Source organism: Brevibacillus agri (genome assembly GCF_004117055.1).
Lineage (GTDB): Bacteria > Bacillota > Bacilli > Brevibacillales > Brevibacillaceae > Brevibacillus > Brevibacillus agri.
This window is the reverse complement of sequence record NZ_CP026363.1, coordinates 2,519,147-2,545,294: the sequence shown is the minus strand read 5'-3', so window position 1 is coordinate 2,545,294 and position 26,148 is coordinate 2,519,147. Positions and strand designations below refer to the sequence as shown.

Annotated in this window: 22 protein-coding genes and 1 pseudogene; 10 read left to right on the top strand and 13 right to left on the bottom strand. The window is 56.2% G+C overall.

Features of this window, described 5'->3' with window-relative positions:
• Positions 1 to 40: 40 nt before the first annotated feature.
• Positions 41 to 859, bottom strand: a complete 819-nt coding sequence (locus BA6348_RS12745; RefSeq protein ID WP_005831093.1) for an RDD family protein — start codon at positions 857 to 859, stop codon at positions 41 to 43.
• Positions 860 to 910: 51 nt separating this feature from the next.
• On the opposite strand from BA6348_RS12745, the gene BA6348_RS12740 reads away from it, so the two are divergent.
• On the top strand, positions 911 to 1,891 hold the full coding sequence (locus BA6348_RS12740; protein WP_005831092.1) for a stage II sporulation protein M: 981 nt from the start codon (positions 911 to 913) through the stop codon (positions 1,889 to 1,891).
• Here BA6348_RS12740 and BA6348_RS12735 read toward each other — a convergent pair.
• The 5 genes from BA6348_RS12735 to BA6348_RS12715 are packed head-to-tail and all read right to left on the bottom strand — an operon-like array spanning position 1,858 to position 6,871.
• Complete coding sequence (locus BA6348_RS12735) at positions 1,858 to 3,228, bottom strand: DUF58 domain-containing protein (RefSeq protein WP_005831091.1); 1,371 nt, start codon at positions 3,226 to 3,228, stop codon at positions 1,858 to 1,860. The genes BA6348_RS12740 and BA6348_RS12735 overlap by 34 nt on opposite strands.
• Complete coding sequence (locus BA6348_RS12730) at positions 3,179 to 4,099, bottom strand: AAA family ATPase (protein WP_007777648.1); 921 nt, start codon at positions 4,097 to 4,099, stop codon at positions 3,179 to 3,181. The genes BA6348_RS12735 and BA6348_RS12730 overlap by 50 nt, the downstream gene beginning before the upstream one ends.
• 10 nt (positions 4,100 to 4,109) lie before the next feature.
• Positions 4,110 to 5,237, bottom strand: coding sequence for a DUF4350 domain-containing protein (locus BA6348_RS12725; protein ID WP_005831090.1), 1,128 nt, complete (start codon positions 5,235 to 5,237; stop codon positions 4,110 to 4,112).
• Entirely contained in the window at positions 5,230 to 5,856 is a 627-nt protein-coding gene (locus BA6348_RS12720; RefSeq protein WP_005831089.1) for a DUF4129 domain-containing protein, read from the bottom strand. Before BA6348_RS12720 ends, BA6348_RS12725 begins: the two co-directional genes overlap by 8 nt.
• Positions 5,849 to 6,871, bottom strand: a complete 1,023-nt coding sequence (locus BA6348_RS12715; RefSeq protein ID WP_007779075.1) for a hypothetical protein — start codon at positions 6,869 to 6,871, stop codon at positions 5,849 to 5,851. The genes BA6348_RS12720 and BA6348_RS12715 overlap by 8 nt, the downstream gene beginning before the upstream one ends.
• A 186-nt stretch (positions 6,872 to 7,057) precedes the next feature.
• Here BA6348_RS12715 and BA6348_RS12710 point away from each other — a divergent pair, with 186 nt between their 5' ends.
• Complete coding sequence (locus BA6348_RS12710) at positions 7,058 to 7,663, top strand: hypothetical protein (protein ID WP_122952772.1); 606 nt, start codon at positions 7,058 to 7,060, stop codon at positions 7,661 to 7,663.
• 265 nt (positions 7,664 to 7,928) lie between these two features.
• Here BA6348_RS12710 and BA6348_RS12705 read toward each other — a convergent pair whose 3' ends face one another.
• From BA6348_RS12705 to BA6348_RS12695, 3 genes are all read right to left on the bottom strand, one after another.
• The gene (locus tag BA6348_RS12705; RefSeq protein WP_005831085.1) at positions 7,929 to 9,071 is read right to left on the bottom strand and encodes a glycosyltransferase family 4 protein; all 1,143 of its coding nucleotides are present in this window, start codon (positions 9,069 to 9,071) and stop codon (positions 7,929 to 7,931) included.
• Between the two features lie 25 nt (positions 9,072 to 9,096).
• Entirely contained in the window at positions 9,097 to 10,863 is a 1,767-nt protein-coding gene (locus BA6348_RS12700; RefSeq protein ID WP_122952774.1) for a CotS family spore coat protein, read from the bottom strand.
• Between the two features lie 159 nt (positions 10,864 to 11,022).
• On the bottom strand, positions 11,023 to 14,304 hold the full coding sequence (locus BA6348_RS12695) for a DEAD/DEAH box helicase (protein WP_122952775.1): 3,282 nt from the start codon (positions 14,302 to 14,304) through the stop codon (positions 11,023 to 11,025).
• Positions 14,305 to 14,411: 107 nt separating this feature from the next.
• Between BA6348_RS12695 and BA6348_RS12690 the strand changes: the two are divergent.
• Positions 14,412 to 14,820 (top strand): annotated as a pseudogene (locus BA6348_RS12690) (transposase); the annotation flags it as partial.
• Positions 14,821 to 14,976: 156 nt separating this feature from the next.
• On the opposite strand, the gene BA6348_RS26705 reads toward BA6348_RS12690, so the two are convergent.
• Positions 14,977 to 15,141: a hypothetical protein gene (locus tag BA6348_RS26705; protein WP_007779087.1), complete on the bottom strand. Its 165-nt coding sequence runs from the start codon at positions 15,139 to 15,141 to the stop codon at positions 14,977 to 14,979.
• A 251-nt stretch (positions 15,142 to 15,392) separates the two neighbouring features.
• On the opposite strand from BA6348_RS26705, the gene pdaA reads away from it, so the two are divergent.
• Complete coding sequence (pdaA, locus tag BA6348_RS12685; RefSeq protein ID WP_005831081.1) at positions 15,393 to 16,193, top strand: delta-lactam-biosynthetic de-N-acetylase; 801 nt, start codon at positions 15,393 to 15,395, stop codon at positions 16,191 to 16,193.
• A gap of 206 nt (positions 16,194 to 16,399) precedes the next feature.
• Here pdaA and aspA read toward each other — a convergent pair whose 3' ends face one another.
• Positions 16,400 to 17,824: an aspartate ammonia-lyase gene (gene aspA, locus BA6348_RS12680; RefSeq protein ID WP_007779092.1), complete on the bottom strand. Its 1,425-nt coding sequence runs from the start codon at positions 17,822 to 17,824 to the stop codon at positions 16,400 to 16,402.
• 161 nt (positions 17,825 to 17,985) lie between these two features.
• Between aspA and BA6348_RS12675 the strand changes: the two genes are divergently transcribed.
• From BA6348_RS12675 to BA6348_RS12665, 3 genes are all read left to right on the top strand, one after another.
• Positions 17,986 to 18,462: a Gmad2 immunoglobulin-like domain-containing protein gene (locus BA6348_RS12675; protein WP_122952776.1), complete on the top strand. Its 477-nt coding sequence runs from the start codon at positions 17,986 to 17,988 to the stop codon at positions 18,460 to 18,462.
• A gap of 113 nt (positions 18,463 to 18,575) precedes the next feature.
• On the top strand, positions 18,576 to 19,103 hold the full coding sequence (locus tag BA6348_RS12670; RefSeq protein ID WP_122952777.1) for a cysteine hydrolase family protein: 528 nt from the start codon (positions 18,576 to 18,578) through the stop codon (positions 19,101 to 19,103).
• Between the two features lie 452 nt (positions 19,104 to 19,555).
• Positions 19,556 to 20,302, top strand: coding sequence for a YwaF family protein (locus BA6348_RS12665; RefSeq protein WP_025846233.1), 747 nt, complete (start codon positions 19,556 to 19,558; stop codon positions 20,300 to 20,302).
• 11 nt (positions 20,303 to 20,313) lie between these two features.
• Here the strand turns inward: BA6348_RS12665 and BA6348_RS12660 are convergent, their stop codons facing one another.
• Positions 20,314 to 21,189, bottom strand: a complete 876-nt coding sequence (locus tag BA6348_RS12660; RefSeq protein ID WP_005831073.1) for a LysR family transcriptional regulator — start codon at positions 21,187 to 21,189, stop codon at positions 20,314 to 20,316.
• A 152-nt stretch (positions 21,190 to 21,341) separates the two neighbouring features.
• Here BA6348_RS12660 and BA6348_RS12655 point away from each other — a divergent pair, with 152 nt between their 5' ends.
• Entirely contained in the window at positions 21,342 to 22,229 is an 888-nt protein-coding gene (locus tag BA6348_RS12655; RefSeq protein ID WP_005831071.1) for a DMT family transporter, read from the top strand.
• A 105-nt stretch (positions 22,230 to 22,334) separates the two neighbouring features.
• Here BA6348_RS12655 and BA6348_RS12650 read toward each other — a convergent pair whose 3' ends face one another.
• Entirely contained in the window at positions 22,335 to 23,933 is a 1,599-nt protein-coding gene (locus BA6348_RS12650; protein WP_122952778.1) for an amidohydrolase, read from the bottom strand.
• 235 nt (positions 23,934 to 24,168) lie between these two features.
• On the opposite strand from BA6348_RS12650, the gene BA6348_RS12645 reads away from it, so the two are divergent.
• Entirely contained in the window at positions 24,169 to 25,476 is a 1,308-nt protein-coding gene (locus BA6348_RS12645; RefSeq protein WP_005831067.1) for an MFS transporter, read from the top strand.
• A 169-nt stretch (positions 25,477 to 25,645) separates the two neighbouring features.
• Complete coding sequence (locus BA6348_RS12640) at positions 25,646 to 26,092, top strand: NucA/NucB deoxyribonuclease domain-containing protein (RefSeq protein WP_007779117.1); 447 nt, start codon at positions 25,646 to 25,648, stop codon at positions 26,090 to 26,092.
• Positions 26,093 to 26,148 lie beyond the last annotated feature (56 nt).

The window sequence follows — 26,148 nt, the reverse complement described above, 5'->3', positions numbered from 1 at the left end:
AGATACCGCCGCTTCGTGCCCTTGACGGTATCTTCCAAGGCTATTTCCCCAGGCTCCACTCGCTTTGCAGCGTGCGGTGCAGCCGCTGCAAAAACAGAATCGGCTCTTCCTGCCGCGCCTGTTCCTCGCTGTATTCCAGCTTTTTTTGCAACAGGCGGGCGATTTCTCCCGCCAACTCAAGCTTTTTGGCTTCCGCCAGCGAGGACTGCCGCGCGATAAAAGTCGAAAGCAACTGCCAGTCCTCGCGGGTGAACGCCTGCTTTTGCTGCTCGCTCAAAGCAAGCGGCTCTGCCAGTGCCGCTCCCTGTTTTTTCGCCTTTCTGTTCTGGAACAGAGCGGTGCGGCCCCCGCCTTCGACTACGACGATCGTTCCTGCGACGAGGTCGCCGATGCGCTTGTCGCGAGGATGAAAAAAAGAGACGAGCGCTCCCAAAAAGTAGCCGGACGGGAGAGTGTCCACGATGCGGAACAGATTGCGGATCGTGGAGGACAAAAACGTCGCCGGCTGGCCGTTGTCGCGGATGACGCGAATCCCCATCCACTTTTTCCCGACGGTCTGCCCCGACCAGAGCGCTTCCAGCAGCAAAAAGTAGCCGAAGTTGAGCACGAAGAGCAGGAGGATGACAACGGCGATGGCATAGCCGTCACTATCCAGGAAAAAAATATCTTCTTTCCCAAATAAAACTATACCGATTACAATAAATACAGTAAGATTAACCAGGAGCAAAATGACGCTGTCGATCAACTGGGCAGCGGCCCGACTGCCCAATCCCGCTGTCTGGAACCGCAGCATCACATGCTCAGGGGTGACAACGGACGCTTCGCGACCTGCCTGATTCACGGATGGATTTTCATTCATGTCGGTTCGCTTCTCCCTCTCGCAATTCTAGTAGATAAGGAGGCCTTATCCATGGATATCACTTCATTTTGGCACAAGCATAAAGCCTCTTGGGCCGAACTGGAACAACTGGTCGAACGGTTCACCCGGCAAGAGCGGCAGATTACAGCCGCAGACATTGACCGTCTGACCCATTTGTATAAAAAAGCTTCCGCCCATCTGGCGCTCGTCCGCTCGTATCACCCGATGGATGAAATCACGCTCTACCTCAACCAGCTCGTATCCCGCGCCCACAACCTGACGTACAAGCAGCAGTCGGGAAGCTGGCAGCAACTGCGGCACTTTTTCGGCGTCCATCTGATCGGGCTGATGCAAAAGCGGATCGGATTTATCGGCATGGCCGCCCTGCTCTTCATCATTGGCGGCATATCCGGCTTTGCGGCCGTGCTCGCCGACCCGCTCAACCTGTACTACGTGCTGCCCCAAGGCATGGCCGAACAGATTGATCCTTCGCGACTGGGGGAAGGGCACGATGCCATCAACAGCCCTGTCATCTCTACGATGATTATGACCAATAACATGAAAGTAGCCATTCTCGCTTTTGTCAGCGGGATTACATTCGGCCTCGTGCCGATCTACATCCTGCTGTTCAACGGGCTGCTGGTCGGGGCATTGGCCGCTGTCTACTATCAGGCAGACAGCAGCTACGCTTTTTGGGCGTACATCCTCCCGCACGGCGTCATCGAGCTGACGGCGATCTTCATTGCCGGAGGGGCCGGCTTGCACATGGGCTACCGTCTGCTCGTGCCCGGGCGCTACGCCCGCAAGTATCAGTTTTTGGAGGCGGCGAAAGAATCGGCCCAGTTGCTGCTTGCGACCCTGCCGCTGTTGTTCGTGGCGGGAGCCATCGAAGGCTACATCACGCCTTCGACGCTCTCCCTGGAAACGAAGTACCTCGTGGCGGCGGCCACGTTGCTGCTTTTGTGCCTTTGGTATGTTATCGGGCGAAGGCGCCAGGCTCACAATGCCTCTCTCGCCTTTATTTCCAAATAAGCATTTATCACTGTCAGCGTCAACTGATCGGCCGGCACATCGAGCACCTGGATGCCCGCGCCGGTCATTTTTTGTTGAAACGCCCTGCGGTCGAGCTGGAAGCGCTGCGCCACCGATTTGATGTAGGCCAGGCGGCTGTTTTCGACCGGAACCCGCGTCCATTCGTGCAGCAGCGGGTCCGCCTGCGAGAGCAGCAAAAACAGGTGCGAGCGGCGCATTTTCCACAAATAGCTGGCGAGCAAGTCTTCCACCAAGTAATTTTCCATGTCCGAGAACAGCACCATCAGGCTGCGCCGCTTTTGCTGGCGATGCATAAATTCCAGTGCCTTGGCCGGATCGGCCTCGACGAAGTCATGGGACAAATCGTAGGTGGCTTCCAAAATCGTGTGCAAATGTCCCATCCCGCGCCCTGGCGGTATGTACGTCTTGATCTCGTGGGAATAGGCCAGAAACGCCACCTGATCTCCCTGGCGCAAAGCGACCGCAGCCAGAGTGAGCGCCGACTCCAGCGACTGATCGAGCCTGCTCTGGTTGTTCTGCTCGACGCCCATCAGCCTGCCGCAATCGACGAGAATCGTAATGACTTTGCCGTGCTCGGGCCGATACTGGTTCGTCATCAGCCGCCGGGAGCGTGCCGACGCCGACCAGTTGATCGTGCGCGGATCGTCGTCCGGGACGTACTCGCGGATCGCGTGGAACTCAGAGCCAGCCTTGGCCCGGCGCAATATTTTTTTGCCGTCGACAATCAGGCTCTCCTGCAACGAGTTCAAATAGCCGCGAACTTGCGACAAATCGGGGTAAATTTTGATCGTCTGCGGAAAGGAAAAGCGGCTCTGGCGGTACCACAAGCCGATTTTTCCGCTCCAGCGCAAATACAGCCAGGCAAATGAATAGTTCCCCCGCTCGCATCCGCGCGTCTGATAGGCGATGCGCGACTCGCCGCTTTCCATCCTGCCCGAGATCGGCCCTGCTTCCGCAAAAGAGTGCGGCAAATCGTCCATGAGCACGTAGGAAACCGTCTGGCCGCTTCTGTTCGTCATTTCTACCTCGACCAAAAACGACTGGCCGATGTCGCTCTGCTCGGGAAGCACGCGGCGCAGCTCCAGGTCTTTGCGCTTGGGCAGCGTCAGCCAGTCGAGCACGCTCGCCACACAGACGAGGCCGTTGTACAGCCAGAAAGCCCCGTACCCGGTGCCCATGAAAAAGCCGATGACGGCAATCGGGGTGCCGAGCAGCAGCAGTACGAGCAGCCGCTTCGTCGGCAAAACGAAGCGATCTGCCAAAAAATCAGCGAGGAACCGGAATAGCGGCCAACGTCTCTTCGATGATGTGGTCACTGGTGCCCCCCTCCAATTCTACCTGGGGTGACAGGATGAGACGGTGCCGCAGCGCAGGCCGGGCCACCATTTTCACATCATCCGGCGTCACGTACTCGCGGCCGTCCAAAAGCGCCCAAGCCTTGCTGGCCAAGAGAACCGCAATCCCGGCACGGGAACTTGCCCCGAGCAGAAGTCGTTTCGTTTCCCGCGTCTTGCGAATCAAGGTCGTAATGTACTCAAAAATCGAATCGTCCACGACGACGTCCTGCAATTTGCGCCGCTGCTCCAAAATGTCGTCCAGGCTGCAGATCGGCGCTTGCTTCGCCTCCTGCCCGCCTGTGTGCCGGACGTGCTGGACCAGAATCTGCTTTTCGCTCTCATGCGACGGATACTGCATCGTCAGCTTGAACAAAAAGCGGTCGAGTTGCGCCTCCGGCAGCACGTAAGTTCCTTCGTACTCGACCGGGTTTTGCGTGGCGACGACGAAAAATGGCTCGGGCAACGGGTACGTGACTCCGTGAATCGTCACCTGGCCTTCCTCCATCGCTTCCAAAAGCGCCGCCTGCGTTTTCGGCGGCGTGCGGTTGATCTCGTCCGCCAGCAGCAAATTCGCGAATACAGGGCCTTTGATCGTCTCAAAGCGGTTGTCCTGCATGTTGAAAACGACATGGCCGATAATATCCGAAGGCATCATGTCAGGCGTAAACTGGATGCGCCTGCTCTCTCCCCCGATCAGCCCCGACAAGGTGCGGACCATTTTGGTCTTTCCGATCCCTGGCACTCCCTCCAGCAGTACGTGACCGCCAGCGAGCAAGGCGGCCACGAGCAGCCGAATGTTTTGCCGCTGTCCGACCAGTTCTTTTTCCATCTGTTGCAACAATTGCTCCACGATTGTTATGTCACTCCTTCATCAGTTGCGTAATGATCTCATCCAGCAAAAGACTGTCTGCCAAAAGCCGCTTCGCCGAATATCCGGTTCCGCTGCGTGCTTGCTCCAGCCGATCCAGCAGCTCGGCAAGCCTGGTGACTGCCTGCTCGCTCCAGCGTAGCCGGGCACAGCGCAAAATCTCGGCGCGGTCCGCTTTTTGGTGAACGCCCCAGCGATCGTGCATCAGTTGGCGCATATACGCTTCCCTATGCGCCAGCGCGTCACGCGCAAGTCCCCGGCGCTCATACCAGCTCGACACGGCTAAAAGCGTCTCGTCCCCCCGGCGAACCGTCCACTCGCGCAATGTGTAGACAGGGCCAAACCGCTTCCCTTTCCACCAGACGAACAAAAGCAGCACGACGGCCAACTGGACGAGCGCTGCCACCAGCCAGCCGGGATAGATCGCCAAAAGCCCTGGCTTCTCCTGCAGCCCGTGATGGTATTCGTCCACCCAGATCGCGGACCAGTTTTTTTGCAAATGCGGCCACACCGCCTCGAAGTGAGACAGCTCGCCAATTTTTCGATTCGTCAACCAATCCGGGACCAAAAAGTACGAGATGCTTCCGGCTCCTACCTGGACTTTTCCCGCAAGGATTCCTTGGTCGTCGTAAAAAAGCGGCTCCAGCCCCTCCGCCTCTTTCCATCTGGCCTGTGTTTTTGCCTGGCCCAGCAGCCCTTCAGCGAGCAACTGCCCCTGCACATTTCGTTCCTGGTTGCCCTTCTCTTCCATATACTTCGCTTCAAGCGGCAAGCCGGCCCACAAGATCGGCCGCTCGGAGAAAACAAACAGGTCGTTTCCGCCGCTGGCCCATGCGAGCAAGTCATCCTGCTCGTTCGCGCTCAGGTTGTCCGGCTCGACGACAAGCAGCGCCTGGCCCGCTGGCTTCGGCAGCAAATGCATCGGCTGCCGCCACTCCTTAACCTGGCTGCCTTTTTCCTCCAGCAGAAGCAGCACCGCCTTGATTCCGTCCGGCTGTGCCGACGATGCCAGATAAGGAGGCAGTTTCGTGGCTACAGGCTTGACGATAAACCATCCGACGACGACGAGCAGCACGATCGCCACGCTGATGCCCACGCGATACGTTCTCAGGCTATTCATGCTGTCCCTCCCCGTCCAAAATCTGCGCAAGCTCGCGGATGCGCTCCAGATAGTCTGCTTTGTCCACAGCTACCTGCCCGTACCAAGCTTGCTCGAACGCCCGGGCATAGCGGCGAAACAGCGCCTTCGCCTCCGGGTGGTTGGCCTCGATTTCGTCTGCGTACTCCCAGTTCGTCTTCCACTGTTCAATGCGAATCCACGACTGTTTTTGCATGTAGACGAGCAACGCCAAAAACAAGGAACGTTCGCCCTCACGCCATTCTCCGCGATCGGCACACTCCTGTGCCTCCCGCAAGTAATCGGCATGAGAGCGGATTTTTTCACCGTGGACAAACAGGGACGCCTTCCGCTTTTGCTCCCATACCATTCGGCGGAACAGCCAGAAAATGACCATCACCAGCAAAAGCGCCGCGACGACCAGCACGACCGTCGATGCCGTCGTCGCCGCACCCGAAGGAATGTCCGACCACGAAAACAGCCTGGCAAGCCATTCGAGCAAAAAATCGCTCACTCGCGCAAGCCAGCTCTCCCCTTCCGTGTGCAGGGCTTGAAATTCGTCGCGCTGCAAAATTTCCTGCAAATGCTCCTTGTCGGCTGCCCAAGGATTTGTGCTATTCATGCGCTGCTCCCGGCTCCTGTGTAGAAGGACGGTCTGCTGCCTGCTCCAACTGCCTGTTCATCAGTTCCTGCAGGTCTGTTCCATCTTTTCGGACGCGCAAGTCGAAGTAAGCGAGCGCATAAACAATCGCGATCCACGGCATCAGCAGGCAACTCAACACGACCATGATGATCTGCGAAATGATCGACGTCCCCAAAATTCCCATGATGGCCACCTGGATGCCGCCGGAAAAGATCGAATACAGAAGGCTCAAAACAATGAAAATCGCAAATAGCCTCCAAAAATTTCCTTTTGTCAAATGCCAGCTTTTCCCGATGCCGACGCCGCCCTTTTCAAACAGGACAAGCGGCAAGTAAAAGCTCCATCTGAGCAGGAAGTAGCCCGGCACTAGAAGCATGCCGATCAAAAACAAAATGTAGCCAAACAAAAAGACAATGATGAAGAGGAACGGATTGAACTCGCTTCCCGAGTCAAAAAACGTGTCAATCGAATTGCCGGTAGCCATCACGAGCAAAAAGCCGATGAACAAAAACACGAGGGCAAACCCGAACGTCACCGCGAGCATGAGCAGTCCGTAGACGAGGGTGCTTCCGACAAGCGGCCAAAAGCGTCCCAATGCGCCTTTCAGCGCGGCCTTCAAATCAACCGTTTGCTGCTCCCATACAGATTTCGTCAGCAAGGTGGCGCCCGCAATCAACTGCGGATAGGCCACGACCATCGTCAGAGGCGCGACCAAAAACACATACAGCAAGAGCAGGCCGACGTTTTGGGTGACCATCTCTTCCTGCCCTCCAAACTTTTCCCCCATCGATTCCCAAAATTCCAGTCCTTCGGTATCTTGCATGAGTAGCGGCACACTGCTAAGGTCGACCAGGAGTAGCTGTTGTAAAAGCAAAAACGGGCCAAACCAAATAAGAGCCAGAAAAAAGTACGCCCCAAAATGCTGGCGATATACGTTAAAGCTTTTGTCCAATAGCTTCCCCACTCCCATTGGGGTCATTGGCATTTGATTCATGGTGAAACCTCCATCTCTCTTTTTGAGATTACCTGAATAGTATACACGATTTTCCATTTGTTTTTAAAAATTTCCGCTAAATTCCCTAATCATTTCCTGCCTGATTTTTTTTGGCAAGGGTATTTGTCTATTTCTCTCCGTTCCGCGCTGAATATGATAAAGCATGACAGTAGGAGGTGCATTGTCTTGGGATCTGCGAAAAAGAAGACACGGGCGAAGTCAGTCTCCCGCAGCAGACGCCGCTCGTCTGGCCAGGCGACCAGGCGCTTGCTCGACAGGCTGAACCGGGTCGTCCGCCTCCATGTGCGCGCCCCGAATGTAAAAGTCACCACGCCCGCTCCCCACGTGTCTGTCACGAGCGCCACGCCCACCGTCCAGGTCGAGGCGCCGATCGTCCAGTTTGAAGCACCGAAACCGCTCGTCATCCCCGCCCCGATTGTCAACGTGGACGTAGAAGCAGAAGACACGCCCGAGCAGGAAAGCGTGGAAGGGCTGCGAAAAGAGCTGTACAAATGCATGAGGCAAAACAGGACAGTCGAAGTCATTCTCACATCCGATTGGGGACCAGGCAGCCGCCCTTACCGGGTGGGGCAGCTCACAAGAGTCGACGACGGCATCATCGAGCTGAAGCTTGGCGGAAGCTACGGCAGTTGTATTCTCATCCCGCTCAACCGCATTGCCGCCATCATTCCCGACGCCCCTCCGCCGGAAGCAGCCGCCCCCACAGACGAAGCGGAAGAGACCGCGCCCGTCACCCTGAAAGTAATCGAAGGTTCAGCCAAAGTACTTTGATTTCTTCGCCTCGCTTCGTCCTCCCACTCCTGCTTGGTTTTCACCATGCGCCAAAAGACATTGGCGCTTCCGCTTAAAAAGCCGGGAGTGGGGGAGCCGCTTTTTTCCGTCTTTGCTTGCACAGCTTTTGGACAAGCTTGTGGCGAGCTTGTGCGCCTGCCTGCCGCAGGCTTGTCCCTTTCTCCCCTGCAAGAAAAACGGACCAAGCACCCACTTCTCCCCTCTCTCTCGAAAAAAGTGGGTATTTGCGTCCTGTCAGCTCACGCTACAAGTTCCTCCATACGTCCAGCACTTCCCGGGCCACGCGCTCCCACGTAAACCGCTGTTCCGCCAACTGTCGGCCGCTGTTCCCCATTCTGCGCTGCAGGTCGCGGCTGGACAGAAGCTGCTTCAGTTGAGTGGCAAAAGACTGCGGGTTTTCCGGCTCTTCGACGAGCAGGCCGTTTCCGCCGATAATCACTTCCGCATTGCCCCCGCGTTTTGTCGTCACAAACGGCAGCCCTGCAGCCATCGCTTCGTAGTGGACGCGGGCGAGCGGCTCCTCCCATTGCGAAGGACAGACAAAGATATCGCCTGCCCAAAACCAGTGGTGGATGTTCTCTGCTGCCACATAGCCTGTCGTGATGACAGGAATCGGCGAACGATCCGCCAGCGCGCGCACATAGGCGACATAGTCGCTGATTTTATCGACGCCGTACCAGGAGCCTCCGACCAGCACAAGCGCGATGTCGGATTTGTAGGCCGAAAGCTCGTTCATCGCCCGCACGAGGATGTCCGCCCCTTTTTTCGGGGTCAGTCTGCCGACGAACAAAATGACCTGCCTGTTCCCGATGTTGTGGGCAGCCCGCAGCTCCTGGCGAATTTTTCGTGCAGCCTGCGAGCTCTCCCACGGGACGAACGTCTGTAGATCGACACCGGAATAGATCGTGCGCAGTTTCCCTTGCGTTTCCGGGTAGAGCGACGCAAGGACGCGTCCTACATAATCGCTGATCGTGATGATCGTCGACGTGTTGGCGATGGCGCTCGCCGCTTCCGCCGGGGGAATTTTCGCCGCATCGAACATGTCGTTGTGCATGCTCAGTACGATCCGTGCGTTCGGGCATACTTCGCGAATCAAGGGAACCAGCCGCGGTCGGTTGAACACGTGAATCACATCGTATGCATTCGCTCGCAAAAACGCGAGAACTTCCTGGGCGTAGATTTCGAAGACACCGTGTCCATTCACACGCGCATAGCGAACATTTCGCACACGTTCGTCCATGGCGAGCGTTGGGTCCGACGTCCCTAAAATGGTAAGGTCGTGATGCTTCCCGAGCGTATCCGCGATCCCGGCTATATACGTCTGGATGGCACCGCCCCGCACCGGGGGAACGGGCAGCTTTTCCGTACAGATCATGACTACCTTCATCCGAATTCTCCTTTCCTGACACTACTCATCGCATGCTTCTGCCTGTTTTTTTTGCTTTCACCGCGCGCGGCTTCTTTGCCTGATTACTGGTCAATTTGCGGCTTGGAGCTGCTGCCTTTTTGTAAGGATGCTTGACGGCTGCATGCTGAGTGCCTCGGGGAGAACTGGACCGTTTTGCAAGTTGGGTTCCTGTTTTTGCTTTTTCGTTCGACTTGCCAGTCTTTTTGAGCGCTTTTCCTGCGGGCAGCTTGGCGCTTGCTTTTTTGGCGACCGAACTTTTGTTCAGAACGGTTTTCTTGCCCGTTTTGCTTGCTGTTTTTACCGAGCCGGTTGACGCTGCCTTTTTCTTCACTGGCTTGCTCCCGGCTTTTTTCACAGTAGCTACTATCGGCTTCAGGCGCTCGCTCTGCCTGCTCGCTGGCGTCGTTGTCTCTGCGAAAGGCAGCTCGGGATTAGGGAAGAGCACGACATCTGGCGGCTTTTTCGCGGCCACAGCAGTTCGAACAGGCTTACTTTCTTTTTCGGGGAGACGAATAAGCTTTCCGGGTTCCACATCGACTGGCTTGCTCTCACCTTTTGCCGCCGGATTTGGCGAAGCGAGCTGCCAGTTTGCCTGATCTGATGCACTCGCAGGCGCTTGGCGCACGGTCGTGGCCGGGACGGCAGCCTGGGTGTAATCGCCGGGCTGGTACTGGCTGATGTCTTTCGCCAGCTCCGCCAATGCCTGGTCTTTTGTCTGGTCGGTGGAGAGGATTCGCTGCAGGATGGCCTCTGCTTCCGTGTTCAAGAACGTGACAGGATCGTAAAACATTTCCTTCAGATGCTTGTAAAATTCATTTGGCGCCGCCAGGTCGATCAAAAGCACCTCAAATGACTCCCGATCGAGCGGGTTAGCCCGGTGATACGCCTCGATCATTCCTCTCATCCACGTCAAATCCCAGACACCCATGTCGTCCATTGTGCTTGTAATCAGCTTGCGCAGGTCGCGGAACGGCAAATCGTAAGCCACACCGTCCAGGTCGATGACCCAAAGCCCGCCTGGTCCATTCTGTCCATTGGACCAGCCATAGTCCTGATGAACTACTCCCCAGTGCGGTTCACCCATCTGCACCATTCTTGGATAGGCAGATGCCTTCAGACGCTCCAGCGCATCCAATGCTTGTCGCTCATACTTGTCTACGACAGATAGAATCGAGTTGCTTGCGGTCGTCTCCCCATAGGCTTTTGCCATCTCACGCATCCAGCCGATTTTTTTGGCAATCTTTTGATAGTAGTTGGGCCAACGGTACAGGCGGGAAGAATTTTTCGCCCCTTGTGGCGGCACGTATCCTTTCGAATGTCGATGAAATTCTCCCAGGCCGAAGCACAGCTCCTGCGCTCCTGCCAAGTCTACTTTGGTCGCTTGCGTAAGGGCAATCCAGTCCGTGACAATCCACAGCTTTCCGCCCTTTTCCACGAAGAGCTTTCCGTCTCTGGCCGGAATGAGCGCGGGAACTCTGGCCCCCTGTCTGACGACGTATTCCTGCAAGCCAACACTGTAAAGACTCCGCTCCGGTGTGCGGTGCAGCACTTTCAGACTGCGCGGCCCTTTGTCTGTCTCGATCCGCCAGATCGCGCCGCCTTTGTCCGGCTTCGAGGTAATCAGCGTCTTGCTGCTGACGGACATCTCGTATTCTTTCATGACGAGCTCCGCGATCGCATCGACTTCCGGAGGTACTTGCATATCCCAGTCGACAGGCGCAGGTTGGCCGTCGTCCCGGGTGTCCCATGGCTTGATGACGTATTGTTCCATTTCCTTCCCCCCCCACGTTCCTTGTTAAAGCGCTCACCTTCTTCCTAAAATATTCATGCGCGCAGGTTGACGAAACGGACAAATACCCTTGGGAACTTGCCAATTCCACGCGCGAAAAAGCGGCCGGACCTGCGCACAAAGGACGCAAGTCGGGCCGCTTTAGCCGATCATCAATATTTCCCGGATGTCTTCTTCGCTCATGGAGGAGATCGCTTCCTCGCCTGGCGCTATGACTTCCTCAATCAAATGCTTTTTCTTTTGCTGAAGCTCGTACATTTTTTCCTCTACCGTCCCCTGCGCGACCAGCCGAATGACCTGGACGACGTTTTTTTGCCCGATGCGGTGCGCCCTGTCCGCCGCCTGCTCCTCTACAGCCGGATTCCACCACAGATCGTACAAAATGACGGTGTCGGCTCCGGTCAGGTTCAAGCCTGTTCCCCCGGCTTTTAAAGACAGGAGAAACAAGTCGCCCTCTCCGTCGTTAAATCGGTTGCACAACTCGATGCGCCGGGCGGCTGGCGTGTTGCCGTCCAGGTAAAAAAACGGGACGCCGTAAGCCCCAAGCTCTCGTCCGATGATCGAAAGCATTTCCGTAAATTGCGAGAACAAAAGCACCCTCCGCCCCGCGCTCCGGCATTCCTCCAGCACTTCCAGCAGTTGCTCGAATTTGGCCGAGCTGCCTTCGTAGCCTTCCACGAACAGGCCAGGATGGCAGCAAAGCTGGCGAAGCCGGGTCAAGCCGGCCAATATTTTGATCCGGTTTTTGTCAAAGGTGCGCTCGTGCAAATGTTTGGCGGCCTCCTGCTGCAACTGCGCCAAGTACGCGATGTACAGCTTTTTTTGCTCCGGCAAAAGCTCGGTGGCTTGCAGCGATTCGATTTTTTCCGGCAGCTCACGCAGCACCTCGGTTTTCAGCCTGCGCAAAAGGAACGGCCGCGCACGCCTGGCGATGGCGTCTCGGGGCAAATCCTGAAATTCCTTGCGCCCGGGAAACAGTTGTGGAAACACAACGTTGAAGATCGACCACAGTTCCTCCAGCCTGTTTTCGATCGGCGTCCCCGTCAAGGCAAAGCGGTGCTTGGCAAAAATGCGCTTCACGACCTGCGCCGTCTGTGTCGCATAGTTTTTGAACGCCTGCGCCTCGTCCAGAATCAGCGTATGGAACGTGCGCTGGGCGTACTCCGTGTAATCTCTGCGCAGCAGCGGATAAGACGTAATCCACACATCGGCATCTCCCGCTTCCTTTCGCGCCTGGTTCCGTTCTTCCTTGCTGCCGTCCACGACGCGCACGCTCAGCTCAGGAGCAAACTTGTGCAGCTCGTTGCGCCAGTTGTACAAAAGCGACGCAGGCGAGACGATCAGCACCGGCTGCTTTTCGCGGCGAATGTCCGGCAGCTTGGCGAGGATGTACGCGATGCTTTGCACCGTTTTGCCAAGGCCCATATCGTCCGCCAAAATGCCGCCGAAGCCGTAGTGGGCGAGCGTCATCAGCCACTGGAAGCCGAACTTCTGGTAATCGCGGAGCACAGGCTGCATCGTGTCCGGAACGTGGAAGTCGAGATTGTCCGGGTTGCGCATATTTTCCAAAAAGCTCCGCAACGCCTTGCCCAACTGCACCGTCTTGCCCGGCTGGGACGAATCGAGCAAGCGCAAGCCGCGAAAGGCCGGGAGCGCAAAGCCGTTCCCGATCCATTCCGCCTGGCGAATCCCCAGCTCATCCAGGAACCGGTTGATCTGTTCAAATTCTTTTGTATCAAGCGGCAGCAGCGCTCCTGTCGGCAAGCGGTAATATTTGCGCTTTTCCTCCAGCGCCTGCAGCAGTTGTTTGATTTCGGAGGGCGGAAAGCCTTCGATATCGAAGCGAACCTCCAGCCAGTTCGTCCGCTCGTTCACATCGGCTTTCACTTTGGGCGGCGCGTGCAAGGAGTGCAGCCGCAGCTTGACCGCCGTCGTCGCATACACCTTGCACCATTTTTCCAGCTCGGAGACGGTCTGGTGCAAAAACTCGAACTCGGCTTCCTCGTCTTCAAGGTAATACCCCTCTTCGGTCCGGGTGAACGCGCTGTTGTCCATCAGCTCCAAAATGCGCTGCTCCCGCTCGCCGTCGCGCAGTAAAATCTGATCGTTGCGGCGCTGTTGCCCATTCGTCTCTTTTGCCAGCGGATTGATGACGATGTCGCCATACTGAAACTCCAGCCCGGCCAACAGCCGCTCCCGTACCCGGTCCAAATAGAGCCGAGCCTGCAGTTGCGTCTGGACGATCCGATCGGCGACCGCCTGCGCGATCTGCACGCTGCCCAGCTTCATCAGCCCAGGGACGACCCTGGTCATGAACGACTCCATTTTCTCCTGCGGAACCGCGATGTCCTCGCGCTGATGCGCCTCCAGCATCTGCTTGAGCTGCGCGAGACTTTTGCACGCGTCAGCGGACTGCCGCATCCAGACGCCGCCGTGCAGGACAAACCCGTACGCCTCCAGCACGGTCAGCTCGGCAAGCCCGTCCACTGTCAGCCGATACTCGTTTTCGCGCTCCCCCGCATCGAAGGCGAACTGCAGCGGCACCTTTCCCGTCTGCGCCTGAAACTGCTCATACGTGCGCTCGCCCTGCTGGACGCGCACACCGGGAGCCTGCCCGAGCAAATCGAACAGCTTGTCCCAGGCAAACGGCGGCAAAATCAACGTGCGCTCCGTCCCCACCGGCTTTGGCTCCTGATAGCCGTAGCCAGCCGTCTCCCGATACAGCTTTTCATGCTGGAACACGCGGATCAGCTCCTGGAGAATCGCCTCCTGCTCGGGCAAAAAGCGGTGGCTTTCCGGGTCGTAAGTAAAATGCGCGGAAAAGACGGTCGGCTGCCTGCTCTCCAGCCGCTTCAAAAACTCGCGAATGTTTTTTACGACGTACAGCCGCTTCGGCCCCAGCTTCAGTTCAAGCCCGATTACCGATTTGCGAAAGCCATACGGTATCACTTTGCAAATGATTTCCAGCTCCAGCAACGCTCGCTGGTCGAACAGCGCTTTTCGCGTGCCTATACTGTGCGGACGCGGCTTGCCGAACAGATCGAAAATGCCCTGCGTCAGTTGCGCTTCGCTTGCGGCGGAGCCGTCCGCACCCGGTAAACGCGTCCCCCGGCTCGCCTGTGGCGCCAAATCGTCCGCTGACAGATCGCGCATTGCCAAAAGAGCCGCCGCGATATGCTGGCAGTATTGTTCATACGAATGCAGCGTCGGACAGCTACACGCCGCCACGAGCCCTGCCTCATCCAGTTCGAGCATCACCCGATAGTCGTGGCTGCCCGCCCGCACGGTGGCCCGGACGCGGGCAGGCTCGGGCTGGAAGTGGTCGATGCTCACTTTTTGCGAGCGGTAAAACGCTTTTCCCCGTTCAAAGGAGAGTCGGCCACACCATTCTTTTATCATTTGCTGGCTGATTGAAAAGCTCATTGCCCCTACCTGCCTCATCTTCGTAAAATATGTTTCATGATAGCAGATTTGGAAAGCAAAAAGATACGCCTTGGCGAGAGGCCACTGTCACACAGACACGGCTTGGCATCGCCCAGTTGCCTAAAATTACGGAGCCGTTGAATCTGCTCCAAGAAACCGTCGAAGATGACGTGGAGCAATTGCGAATTTCAGAAGATCAGGACGCGCGAGTTGGCCACAAAAGTGCGGATTCCTCGTTCTTTGGATACAAGACACATCTCGCCTTGACCGAGGAACGGATCATAACGGCGGCCGTGGTTACGACAGGAGAAAAAAGCGACGGCAAGCAACTCCAGGCACTCATTGAGAAAAGCAAGGCAGCGGGCATGAACGTGAATTGAAGCCAAGAATAGCGAACTCAAGCATAGGCACGGGTATGATGTAGCTACATCCTCGAACTTGTTAGGTATGGAGCTGCAAGGCGCTATGGCGATATTCGCGGTTAATCTCAAGCGTATACTGAAATTGGCGGACTAAAAAAAGGGAAATGCAGTAACAAAAAAGCGACACCTGCCAGGAAAAACGGAACAGGTGTCGCTTATTTTTTTACAAAAATCTCAGATCACCGGCAAAACCTAAGTTCTTCAGTGGCCTCCTTGGCGAGCGTATCTTTTTTTCGTATTTAGCAAGAAATCAGTCTTCGTCCTCTTCATCGTCGTCGTCTTCCAGGACCGGGTCCTGATTTTTGGAGAAGATCCACTTTTTCTTGGTGCCGTCCTCGTACTCTACCTTGACTTCGATCTCTTCAATATATTCGTCCTCACCAACAGCGTCACGCAAATACCTCAACCAATCCATGACTACACCTCCTGGTAACGGATGATGACATGCCTGTCGTCAGCGGCTTTTCCGTCGACATTGATACTATATGACAAACGTCTTTTGCCTGGCATGGTTCACTGTCCCTTTCCGCCGCGCAAGTTTTACCCAACTTGCCGTCCCCGTTTCCCGCCCTGCTCGTTACATATTTGCAAGGGGACTGGACAAACTTTGGATGGAAACGTCCGTGCTACCGTCATGACTTGGGATAGGAAAGGAGTGCCAGAATGATGAAACCACGCTACAAAAAGCTGCTTCACGTTGGCGCCATTCTGCTTTTGGCGTTCACCCTGCCGCTGCATGCGGCTGTCGCCCATCAGGACCATCCATACCATTTCGGCTTCAAAAAAAGCAAGAATGGACAGCTTCCTTCGATCAACGAAGAAGGCTTCAAAAGCATTGTAGATCGGCACGGCGCTGTTTTTTTGGGAGACACGTCGAAAAAAGAGCTGTATTTGACATTTGACAACGGGTATGAAAACGGCTTTACCCCGGCGATCCTGGACACGCTGCAAGCGAAAAAAGTGCCCGCGATTTTTTTTGTGACGGGCCATTACGTCAAGGAACAGCCTGAACTGTTGAAGCGGATGACGCAAGAAGGCCATCTCATCGGCAACCACTCCTGGAGCCATCCGGACATGACGACCGTGTCCAACGAAAAAATCAAGGAGGAGCTGACACGGGTCAGCGAGGCAGTCGCCAAAGTGACCGGACAGGCGAACATGCGTTACCTGCGTCCGCCCAGAGGCATTTTCAGCGACCGCACACTCGCCGTCAGCAAGGAGCTGGGCTATACGAACGTATTTTGGTCGATCGCCTACAAGGACTGGGATACAAAAGTGCAGCGCGGGGCGAAGTACGCATTTGACAGCGTCATGAGCCAGTTGCATCCGGGAGCCGTGATTCTCTTGCACTCTGTTTCCAAGGACAACGCAGATGCGCTCGGGTCCATCATCGACGAGGCCCGCAAGCGCGGCTACGAATTTAAAAGCCTGGACCAGTTGCCGCAAAAGCAGGCTGGCACTCCGTAAGCTTTGACAAAGGGCGGGTCGCAAGCTCTCCCGCGAAACAATTGTGTGTCGACTAGAAAACTTGGCTGTGCCAAGCGATTGGCGCAGCTTTAGTTGCCTTTATACTGGACAACAATCTTATCCATTCTTATCTGTACAAAAAAACTCCCGCTGCCTCGTCAGTTTCAGACAAGGGCGGGAGTTTTTGCACACATTCCGTTTTACGATTATTCGCGATCCAACAGGGAAGCGCCAGCAATACCCGGATGAGTCATCTCGAACGGATCGAGAATCAGGTCCAGCTCTTCTTCCGTCAGGACGTTGTACTGCAAGCACAGCTCGCGCACCGATTTTCCGGTCAAAATCGCTTCGCGCGCAATGCGGGCAGCCGTTTCATAGCCGAGATGCGGGTTGACGGCTGTGATGACGCCTACGCTTTTTTCTACGTATTCTTTCATCCGCTCGCGGTTTGCCTCGATTCCTTCCAGGCAATAGCGCGTAAAGGCGCGGAATGCGTTGTCCATGATGCTGATCGACTGCAGCAGGTTGAAGACCAGCACCGGCTCCATTACGTTCAGCTCCAGTTGACCTGCTTCGGAAGCGAGGCAAATGGTGTGGTCGTTTCCGATTACCTGGAATGCCACCTGGTTAATGACCTCTGCCATGACCGGATTGACTTTGCCCGGCATGATCGAAGAGCCTGGCTGGCGCGCTGGCAGCGAAATCTCGCCCAGTCCCGCACGCGGTCCGGATGCCATCAGACGCAGGTCGTTGGCGATTTTGGACATGTTCATCATGCATACTTTCAGCGCTGCGGATACTTCTGTGTACGCGTCCGTGTTTTGCGTAGCGTCTACGAGATGCTCCGCCCCGACGAGCGGGAAGCCGCTGATTTCCGCCAGATGCTTGACCACGGTGGTAATGTAGCGCGGGTCGGCGTTCAGGCCTGTCCCGACAGCAGTCGCCCCCATGTTCACTTCGTACAGGTGCTGGCGGGATTGCTTGATCCGCTTGATATCGCGCTCCAGCACGCGACGATACGCTTCGAACTCCTGGCCGAGACGGATCGGAACGGCATCCTGCAAATGCGTGCGCCCCATCTTGATGACGTCATCGAACTCTTTTGCTTTTTGGCCAAAAGCGTCATGCATTGTCTCCATGGTCACGAGCAGCTTTTCCAGCAAATCGAGCGTCGCGATGTGGATCGCCGTCGGGAAAGCGTCGTTGGTCGACTGCGACATGTTGACGTGTGTATTTGGACTGAGATGGAAGTAATCTCCTTTTTTCTCTCCGATAAGCTCCAGACCGCGGTTGGCGATCACTTCGTTCGCATTCATGTTAATGGATGTTCCCGCACCGCCCTGAATGGGGTCCACGATGAATTGATCGTGCCATTTTCCGTCAATGATCTCCTGCGCGGCTGCCACAATCGCATTGCCGAGTCGCGGATTCAGACGGGAAACCTCCATGTTCGCAAGGGCCGCCGCTTTTTTGACCATTGCCATTGCGATAATCAGGGAAGAATGAAGACGATACCCGGTAATCGGGAAGTTTTCTGTCGCCCGCATCGTTTGCACGCCATAGTAGGCATCTACGGGAATTTCCTTTTCACCGAGAAAGTCTTTTTCCGTGCGAAATGTTTGTTGTACCATTCTTATCAGACCAGCTTTCTAGGAATAGTGGTTACTGCTACCTCCCCATTTTAGCACAGATTCGAAGTGGTATGACCAGTAGTTTGTAACACCGTACGGCTTTTTTACGTCTTACCAAGTGAACAGCTCCACCCACAATCTCGACAGAATCGAGGGATACTATGAAAAAGCTTCTTTTCGTCTTGTTGACAGTCGGTCTGTTGCAAGGCTGCACGAGCGCTCCGCCTGCGCAGGAAAATCCGCCTGTCACGCAGCCGGAAACGCCAGCCCCTGCCCAGCCGCAGACTCCGGCAGAACAGCCGCCTGCCGAGCAGCCGGAAACGAAAGAAACCGTCTATGCCAATGATATTTTTCGCAATGTCACCGTGAAAAAAACAGGGGAGGATACATTTGAAGTAAAAGGGCAGGCGCAAGTGTTCGAAGCCGTCGTCAACTACGTCGTGGAAGACGGGCACAACGAGCTGACGCAAGGCTTTTTCCAAACCTCTGCCGGAGCTCCGGAATGGGGCGACTTCACGCAAACCGTGAAGGTGAAAAAAGCCGAACCGAACAGCACGCTCATGCTGATCCTGTTTGAAGTGAGCGCGAAGGACGGCAGCCGCCGGATGGAGCTAATCATTCCGTTGCCAGAGGAATAGACGCTTCGCCGACGCGAGATTTTTTTCCAGTTTTTTCATTCCCTCTCTTCCATGTTCATGCCTGTCCGTTATAATGAGAGAGATTCATGATACGTGGGGAGGATGACTGTCGGATGAAGAAAACTGCCTTGCTCGTCGTCGATGTACAAAACTTGCTCGTAGAACACTGCTACCAGGGACAACAAATCGTCGAGCGGATCAAACGCGTGATCGCGGAGGCGAGAGAACGCGAACTTCCCGTTATCTACGTGCAGCATCATGAAGCGGAGGAACTGGTTTTCGGATCGCCAGGCTGGGAAATTCCCGCTTCCATCAAGCCGGAAGAAACCGATCCGGTGGTTCACAAAACAGCGCCAGACTCTTTCTACGAAACAGGCCTGCACGACAAGCTCCAATCGATGTCCATTGAAAAGCTGATCGTCGTTGGCTTTCAAACCGACTACTGTGTGGATACGACGTGCAGAAGCGCCATTTCTTTGAACTACGATGTGACACTCGTCAGCGATTGCCACTCCACCGTAGACTCCCCCGCCCTCAAGGCAGCCGACATCATCGCCCATCACAATACGACTTTGCACGGCTTTGGCACCCCGCAGCATACCATTAGGGGCAAAGATTCCGCATCGGTTTGGGAAGCGTAGCTTTTTTGGCCACGAAAAAAACCATTGGGGCGATGACTCCAATGGTTTTTTCGAAAAATCATAACCCTCTCGCTTGGAGAGGGTCATGATGCGTCAGACTTCTATCTATAGTGTGTGGCAACATGCTGACTTGCGTCGTGCTGCTACTTTTGCTCGCTTTGTTCTTCCTTGTAGCAATCCATGCAAAGGGCACCATTGTTCTCGATCTCGTAATCTGTCAAGCGAGCCTGGCAAGATTTGCACTGTTTTTCCGTGAGCACCAAGTTCAAGACTATATCTCCTCTCAATGATGTACGTTAGTCTAGTTACATTATAACCGATGATTGATATCCGCCAAGCAAGCTTGTGTTAAAATTTCGTGAATTCTCTCAATTATACATAGAAGCTTGCGAAAGCCTTTCCGCCAGGCCCCTACAGCTTGCGCCGAACAAACATCCCCCAGGGAGGATCAGATGAACTCGCCTTCTTTTTCGTTGACCATTTCCGGGGAGCCTTTTCAGCCTTTCTCGCTCCCGCACCTGCTGGCTCTCGCGGTTACCCTTGGCCTGCTGCTGCTTTTGTACCTGTTTCGCCGCCAGTTGCAAGCACCTGCGGCCAAGCGCGCCTTTCGGTTTGCTTTGGCTGGCGTGCTGCTCTTGTCCGAGGTGGCTTTTCAACTCTGGCATGTGCTGACGGATAGCTGGTCGGCTGCCTATACGCTGCCTTTGCAACTGTGCAGCGTCACGCTCCTGCTGTCTGTCATCATGCTGCTTGCCAGAAGCTATCGCGTGTACGAGATCGCTTTTTTTGCCGGGATCGGCGGCGCAGCCCAGGCACTGCTTACGCCCGAGTTGTTTTATCCGTTCCCGCACTTTCGCTTTGTGCATTTTTTTGTCGCCCATGCCGGGATTATTCTCGCCTGCCTGTACATGACGTGGGTGGAAGGCTGTCGCCCGACTTTTCGCTCCGTGCTGAAAACGATGGGGTTTCTCAACGCGCTTCTGGTTGTGGCGCTCGTCGCGAACGCCTGGACAGGCGGCAACTATCTCTTCGTCTCGCGCAAGCCGGACAATCCGAGCCTCATCGACTTTTTGGGGCCGTATCCTTGGTACATCCTCTCGCTGGAAGGGGTTGCTGTCGCGCTCTTTTCGCTTTTGTACGTGCCGTTTTGGCGGAAAACGCCCGCCTCCGTCCCTGCCGAGCGGGATTTGTCGTCGTGACCCGCGTCTTTCTACCCTTGCTCGCGCACCCACTCGGTCACGACTTGCAAAAAGCGTTTGGCTGCGGGCGACTGCTTGCTAAACGACGTCGCCGCCACGCCGAGCGAACGGTAATGCTCGCCCGCGAGCGGAATCATGCGGATGTTGGGCGGCAGGCAAAACAGGATCATTTCCGGGAGGATGCTGATGCCCAGCCCGTTTTGCACCATGGCGATAATCGCGTGGTCGTCCCCTACCTCGTACTTGACGCGCGGCTGTAGCTGATACTGCGCAAGCAAGCGCTGAATGTCGTTGTCGCAGCCTTCTTTCGGCATGATGAACGTTTCTTCGGCCAGGCGGCTCACATGCACCCGCTCTTCCTGATAGAGCGGGTGTTCGTCTGTGACGAGCAAGTATAGCTGGTCTTTTTTCAACGGAATCGACTCCAGGTCTTCTGTCGTCGGCAGCGAGACGAAGCCCATGTCCACTTCGCCCGTCTGAATCCAGCTCTCGATTCCGTCGTAGTAGCCTTCGAACAGCTTGACCTCGATGGCGGGATACAAGTCCTGAAACCGTTTGAGGATGCCTGGCAGCCATTGCGTGGATACGCTGGTGAACGTCCCGATCCGCACCGTCCCCACCTCCATGCCATTGATCGCGTACACTTCCTGCTGCATCCGCTCCTGCGCCCGCAACATTTCCCGCATGTACGGCAGCAGCCGCTCGCCGTTGCTCGTCAGGCTGATACCGGAGCGCCCGCGCGTCAGGATCGAGAAACCGAACTCCCGCTCCAGGCTGGCGAGGGCGTGGCTGATGGCGGACTGCGTCAAGCCGAGCATTTCTCCTGCTTTTGTCAGACTCCCCGATTCGATGACGGTGACAAACACTTCGTACTTGCCGAGACTCACGTCGCTTTGCCTCCTTTCTTTTTCATTAAATCCTTTCATGAAAAGCATGATAAACATTCATTTTTCTTATTCAAACAATACTCTTATACTGAGTATGACGCAACGCGATTTCTTCATGGTTAGCCTGTTTCATGCGGGCAAGGAGGCTGGAAATGAAACCGCAAGTAAAAGCCGATCTGGCAATGCTTCTGGTTACCCTTTTTTGGGGATCTTCTTATTTGTTCATGCAAATGGGGCTGAAGGATTTGGAAACCTTCAACCTGATCGCCATCCGCTTCGGCATTGCCTTCGTTCTCGCGGCTGCCATTTTTCACAGGCGGCTGCGCGGCACCAGTCGCAAGACGCTCGGCCACGCCTTTATTCTCGGCACGATTTTGTTCGGCGTGTTTGCCACGGTCACAAACGGCGTCAAATCGACGACCGCTTCGCAAGCCGGATTTTTGGTCAGCCTGACGGTGATCTTCGTCCCGCTGCTGTCCATCCTGCTGCGCAATCGGCCGGAAAAGCGCGTATTTGTCGGCGCCGGACTGGCGATGGTCGGGATCGGCCTGTTGACGCTCAGTTCCGAGTTGCACATCAGCCAGGGGGATTTGCTGTGCATCGCCGGAGCGCTCTGCTACGCGACGCACATCACCGTGACGGGCAGATGGGCTTCGTTTTCGGACACGATTCAACTCGGCATTTACCAGCTCGGTTTTACTGCCTTGCTCGGCCTGCTGTTTTCCTGTTTGTTCGAATCGCCTGCCCTGCCGCATTCCGCAGAAGGCTGGGTCGCCGTGCTCGCTCTCAGCGTCCTGTGCAGCGCGATCGGCTTCGTCGTCCAGACTGTCGCGCAAAAATATACGACGCCGACGCATACCGGGCTGATTTTTTCGCTGGAGCCTGTCTTCGCCGCCCTGTTTGCGTTTTTGTTCGCGGGCGAAATCCTTACCGTGCGCGGGTATATCGGCGCAGCGCTCGTCTTAGTCAGCGTGCTGATTGCCGAAATCGACGTAGTCAAATGGCTGCGGAGCAAGCGGCAGACGAGGCTGTCGGCCTGACGCGTCGTCTGGCGCAACATTGGGCGCATGGGAAAACAGTCAAAAAACCGGCTCCGTATGCGAAAGCCGGTTTTCTTGTCGTTTGGATGGCGCGACCTGTTTTTCCTATTTGTTGTAGACGACCTTGCCGCCGATGACGGTCATCACGACCTTTGTGTCGAGCAGCTCATCCGGGTCGATGGCAAACAAATCGCGGGAGTAAACCGTCATGTCCGCGTATTTGCCGCGCGACAGCGTTCCCTTTACGTGGTCTTCGTTGGTGACTTGCGCTCCGCCCAGCGTAAACAGATGGAGCGCTTCCTCCATCGTCAGCTTTTCCTGCGGGAGATAGCCGTCGTGCATCTCGCCCGGAGCCTTGCGCGTCACGGCGGCATGGATGCCGAGCAGCGGGTTGATTGGCTCGACTGGCGTGTCGGAGCCTGCCGCGCATATAATCCCTTGTTTCATCATCGTTTTCCAGATGTACGAATGCTGGATGCGTTCCTCTCCCACCCGGTCGATGACCCACGGGAAGTCTCCGGCGAGAAAACGCGGCTGGATGTCGGCGATCCGGTTTGGATGGTTCAGCCGCGCCAGCAAGTCCGGGCGCAAAATCTGCGTGTGAATCAGCCGGTCGCGATAGGCTACAGCCGGGAACTGGTCGAGGCTGTCGAGTACCATTTCCAGCGCCTTGTCGCCAATCGTATGTACGGCAATCGGCATCCCCAGCTCGCGGGCTTGCCGCACCAGCTCGGTCAGCTCCTCCTGCTCGTGCACGGGATAGCCGCTCGTCGTCGGATCGTCCGCATACGGCGCGGACAAGTAAGCGGTTCTGCGGCCCAATGCCCCGTCCGCAAAAATTTTCACCGCGCCAATCTGCACGTGGCTATTGCCGGAGCCTGCCGTCATGTTCAAATCACGCAGTTCGTGCATGTGCGGGTAGTAGACCAGCAAATGGCTGCGCAGTCCAAGCCCCTCCCCGTTGACCAGCTCGTCGTACAGCCGGTACGTTTGCGCCAGCCCGTTCAGCTCGCGCAAGTCTTCGGTATGCGCCCCTGTCAGGCCGTGCTCCATCGCGTAGCGAATCGAGCTGCGCAAGCTGTTTTTCAGCGTCTCGTAGCCAGGCTTGGAGATGTGCTTCGTAATCAGGTTGGACGCCGTCTCCAAGAGCATGCCTGTCGGTTTTCCTGTGGCCGAATCGCGCACGATCACGCCCCCGGCCGGAACCTCGATGTCCGGGTGGTAGCCGCACAGCTCCAATGCCCGGGAATTGACCAGGTTCGCATGTCCACAAATGCGCGGCAAGAAAATCGGGCAATGCGGCGCTACTGCGTCCAGCTCCTCGATCGTCGGGATGCCGCCGCCGTCGACAAACAGGTTCTCATCCCAGCCAAAGCCTTGTACCCATTCGTTCGCGGCAGTTTGCTCCGCCTTTTGTCTGATGAGGGACAACATCTCGTCCTTGGAGCGCGCTGTCCGCAAATCTAGCTGCAAAAAGGTCAGTCCGAGCCAGCCGAGATGCAGGTGACTGTCAATCAGACCCGGCGTTGCCGTGCAGCCATGCAAGTCAATCACCTGCGCATCGCTTCGCCCGTATTGCAGCAGCATGTCCGCGTCGCTGCCCAGATCGTGGACCAGCCCGTCCCGCACGACAACAGCCTCCACAAACAAATGTCTCGAATCTCCCGTGTAGATGCGGCCGTTTTTGAAAATGGTCGTCGCCATGTTGGTTCCCCCTTGTGAATTGCGATCCTTCGCTATCCCCTCTCCTTATTTGTTTGCCAATCACCTTTTTCCTTCCTATTCTGAAAAAAACTTCGGCTTTCTGCTTCCTGGGCCGCCAATAGCTGAAAGCCTTTTCTAAATCAAGGAAAATCTGGTACTTGCTTTGCATCCTGTTGAAAGCTTGCCAGGTGGGGCACGTTATGTTCATGGCCCACTAACGAAGCGGGGTGATCGTATGCAGCAAAAAACGAAGAACCGCCTTTCTGCTCTTTTCCAGCCGCAGAACAACAGCTTTGCGAAATCGGCGGGCACCGCTTCTCCCGAGCAGCACAAGCCGGGGGAGCTGGACAGCCAGGCCCGGCTCCTGCTGCTGGTGAACGGACTGTTCATCGCCGCAGGCTCGCTCTCCGGCACGTTCGTGAACGTCTATTTATGGAAGGTAAAAAGCCAGTTTGCCCCTATCGCCTGGTTCACATTTGCTACCCATCTGGCTGGCGCCCTGACCTTTTGGATCGCGGGCGCCTACGTCAAACGGTTCAACAAAATGAACATCTTGCGGGCAGGGATGGCAGGCTCGGCGCTTTTTTACATGCTCGTGCTGCTGGCAGGTCCTTTGGCCGTCTCGTACGCTGTCCCGCTCGGGCTGGTGCAAGGGATGGCGGTCGGCTTTTTTTGGCTTGCCTTCAATGTCGTCTACTTCGAGATTACCGGACCGGACAACCGCGACCGTTTCAACGGCTGGGCAGGCTTGCTCGCTTCTGTCGGCGGCATGCTTGCTCCGTGGCTGTCGGGCTGGCTCATTTCCCGGCTGCCTGGCAGCAGTGGCTACCGCCTGATCTTCGCCCTCTCGCTCGCTTTGTTTGTCGTCGGCGGCATCATCAGCTTTTTTCTGAAAAAGCGCCAATCGGAAGGGTTGTACGCCTGGGGCTTCTCCTTTCGCTGTCTGCGCGAACAGCCGGAGTGGCGCTGGGCTGCCGCCGCACTGGCCGCGCAAGGGATGCGCGAGGGCGTGTTCGGCTTCATCATCGGGCTGTTCGTGTACATTGCCACCAAAAGCGAGATGACGCTCGGCAACTTCTGGCTGATTACATCGGCGGTCGGGCTGTGCAGCTACTATGCTGCGGCCAAATGGTACGCTCCGCGCTACCGCAAATGGGGCATGCTCATCGGAGCGATCGTGATGTCCGGCATCTTGCTCCTATTTTTCTGGCAGGTGAGCTATGTGACGCTGCTCGCTTTCGGAATCGCCGTCTCGATCGCCTACCCGCTGTTTTCGATGCCGATGATCTCGACTGTCTTTGACTTGATCGGCACCAATGAACAAAGTGCGCGCAACCGGGTCGAATACGTCGTCCTGCGCGAGTTCGCGCTCGATGTCGGCAGGCTGCTGGGAATCTCGCTGTTTTTGTTGGTTACCTCGTTCAGCGTCTCTGCGCTCACGCTGAACTGGCTCGTATTCGCCATCGGCACAGGACCGCTGATCGCCTGGCTGTGCATGACCAGACTGTTTTCTGCGGCAAACGCAAAGCAGAGCCGCGCGTAGCCCCGGCTCCTGGCAAAAAGCACGGGGCTGTTGATTCGCAAAGTTTTTACTTAGCACGCTGACCAGCCATTGGTATAATGAACCAAAGGGCAGTCGATCTCCACGGTTATCGCCCGTGAGATCAACTGCCCTTTTTGGCGCGTACATAAATGGATGAAGGAGAGAAACCGTGAAAGTCAAACGCATTTTATTCATCCTCGCGTTTTTGCTCGGCCTCGGCTACTTCGGCCTGTTTGCCGAGCAGCAGGGCGTCCCGACCGACAGCGCTGCGACGCAGGCGGATGTCATTTTGCATTTTCCCCGCGAACGGTATCCCGAGACGGCGCAGCACATTCGCTCCGCCATCGAAAAAGGCCAGCCTGCCGTCTGTACCATCGACCGCAAAGCGGCGGACAAGCATCGCGAGGAATCGCTTTCCGGCATTCCGACGAAGCGCGGCTACGATCGGGACGAGTGGCCGATGGCGATGTGCAAGGAAGGCGGCAAGGGCGCCGATATCGCTTACGTCTCCCCTTCCGACAACCGCGGAGCAGGCTCGTGGATTGCCAACCAGCTTGAGGATTACCCGGACGGCACCCGCGTGCAGATTGTCATTGACGATCAGCCCGCGCATTAGAAAACGCGGCTGCGCCTCGCTTTTTGGCGCCCGAGAAAAACCCGCCTGGACGACGT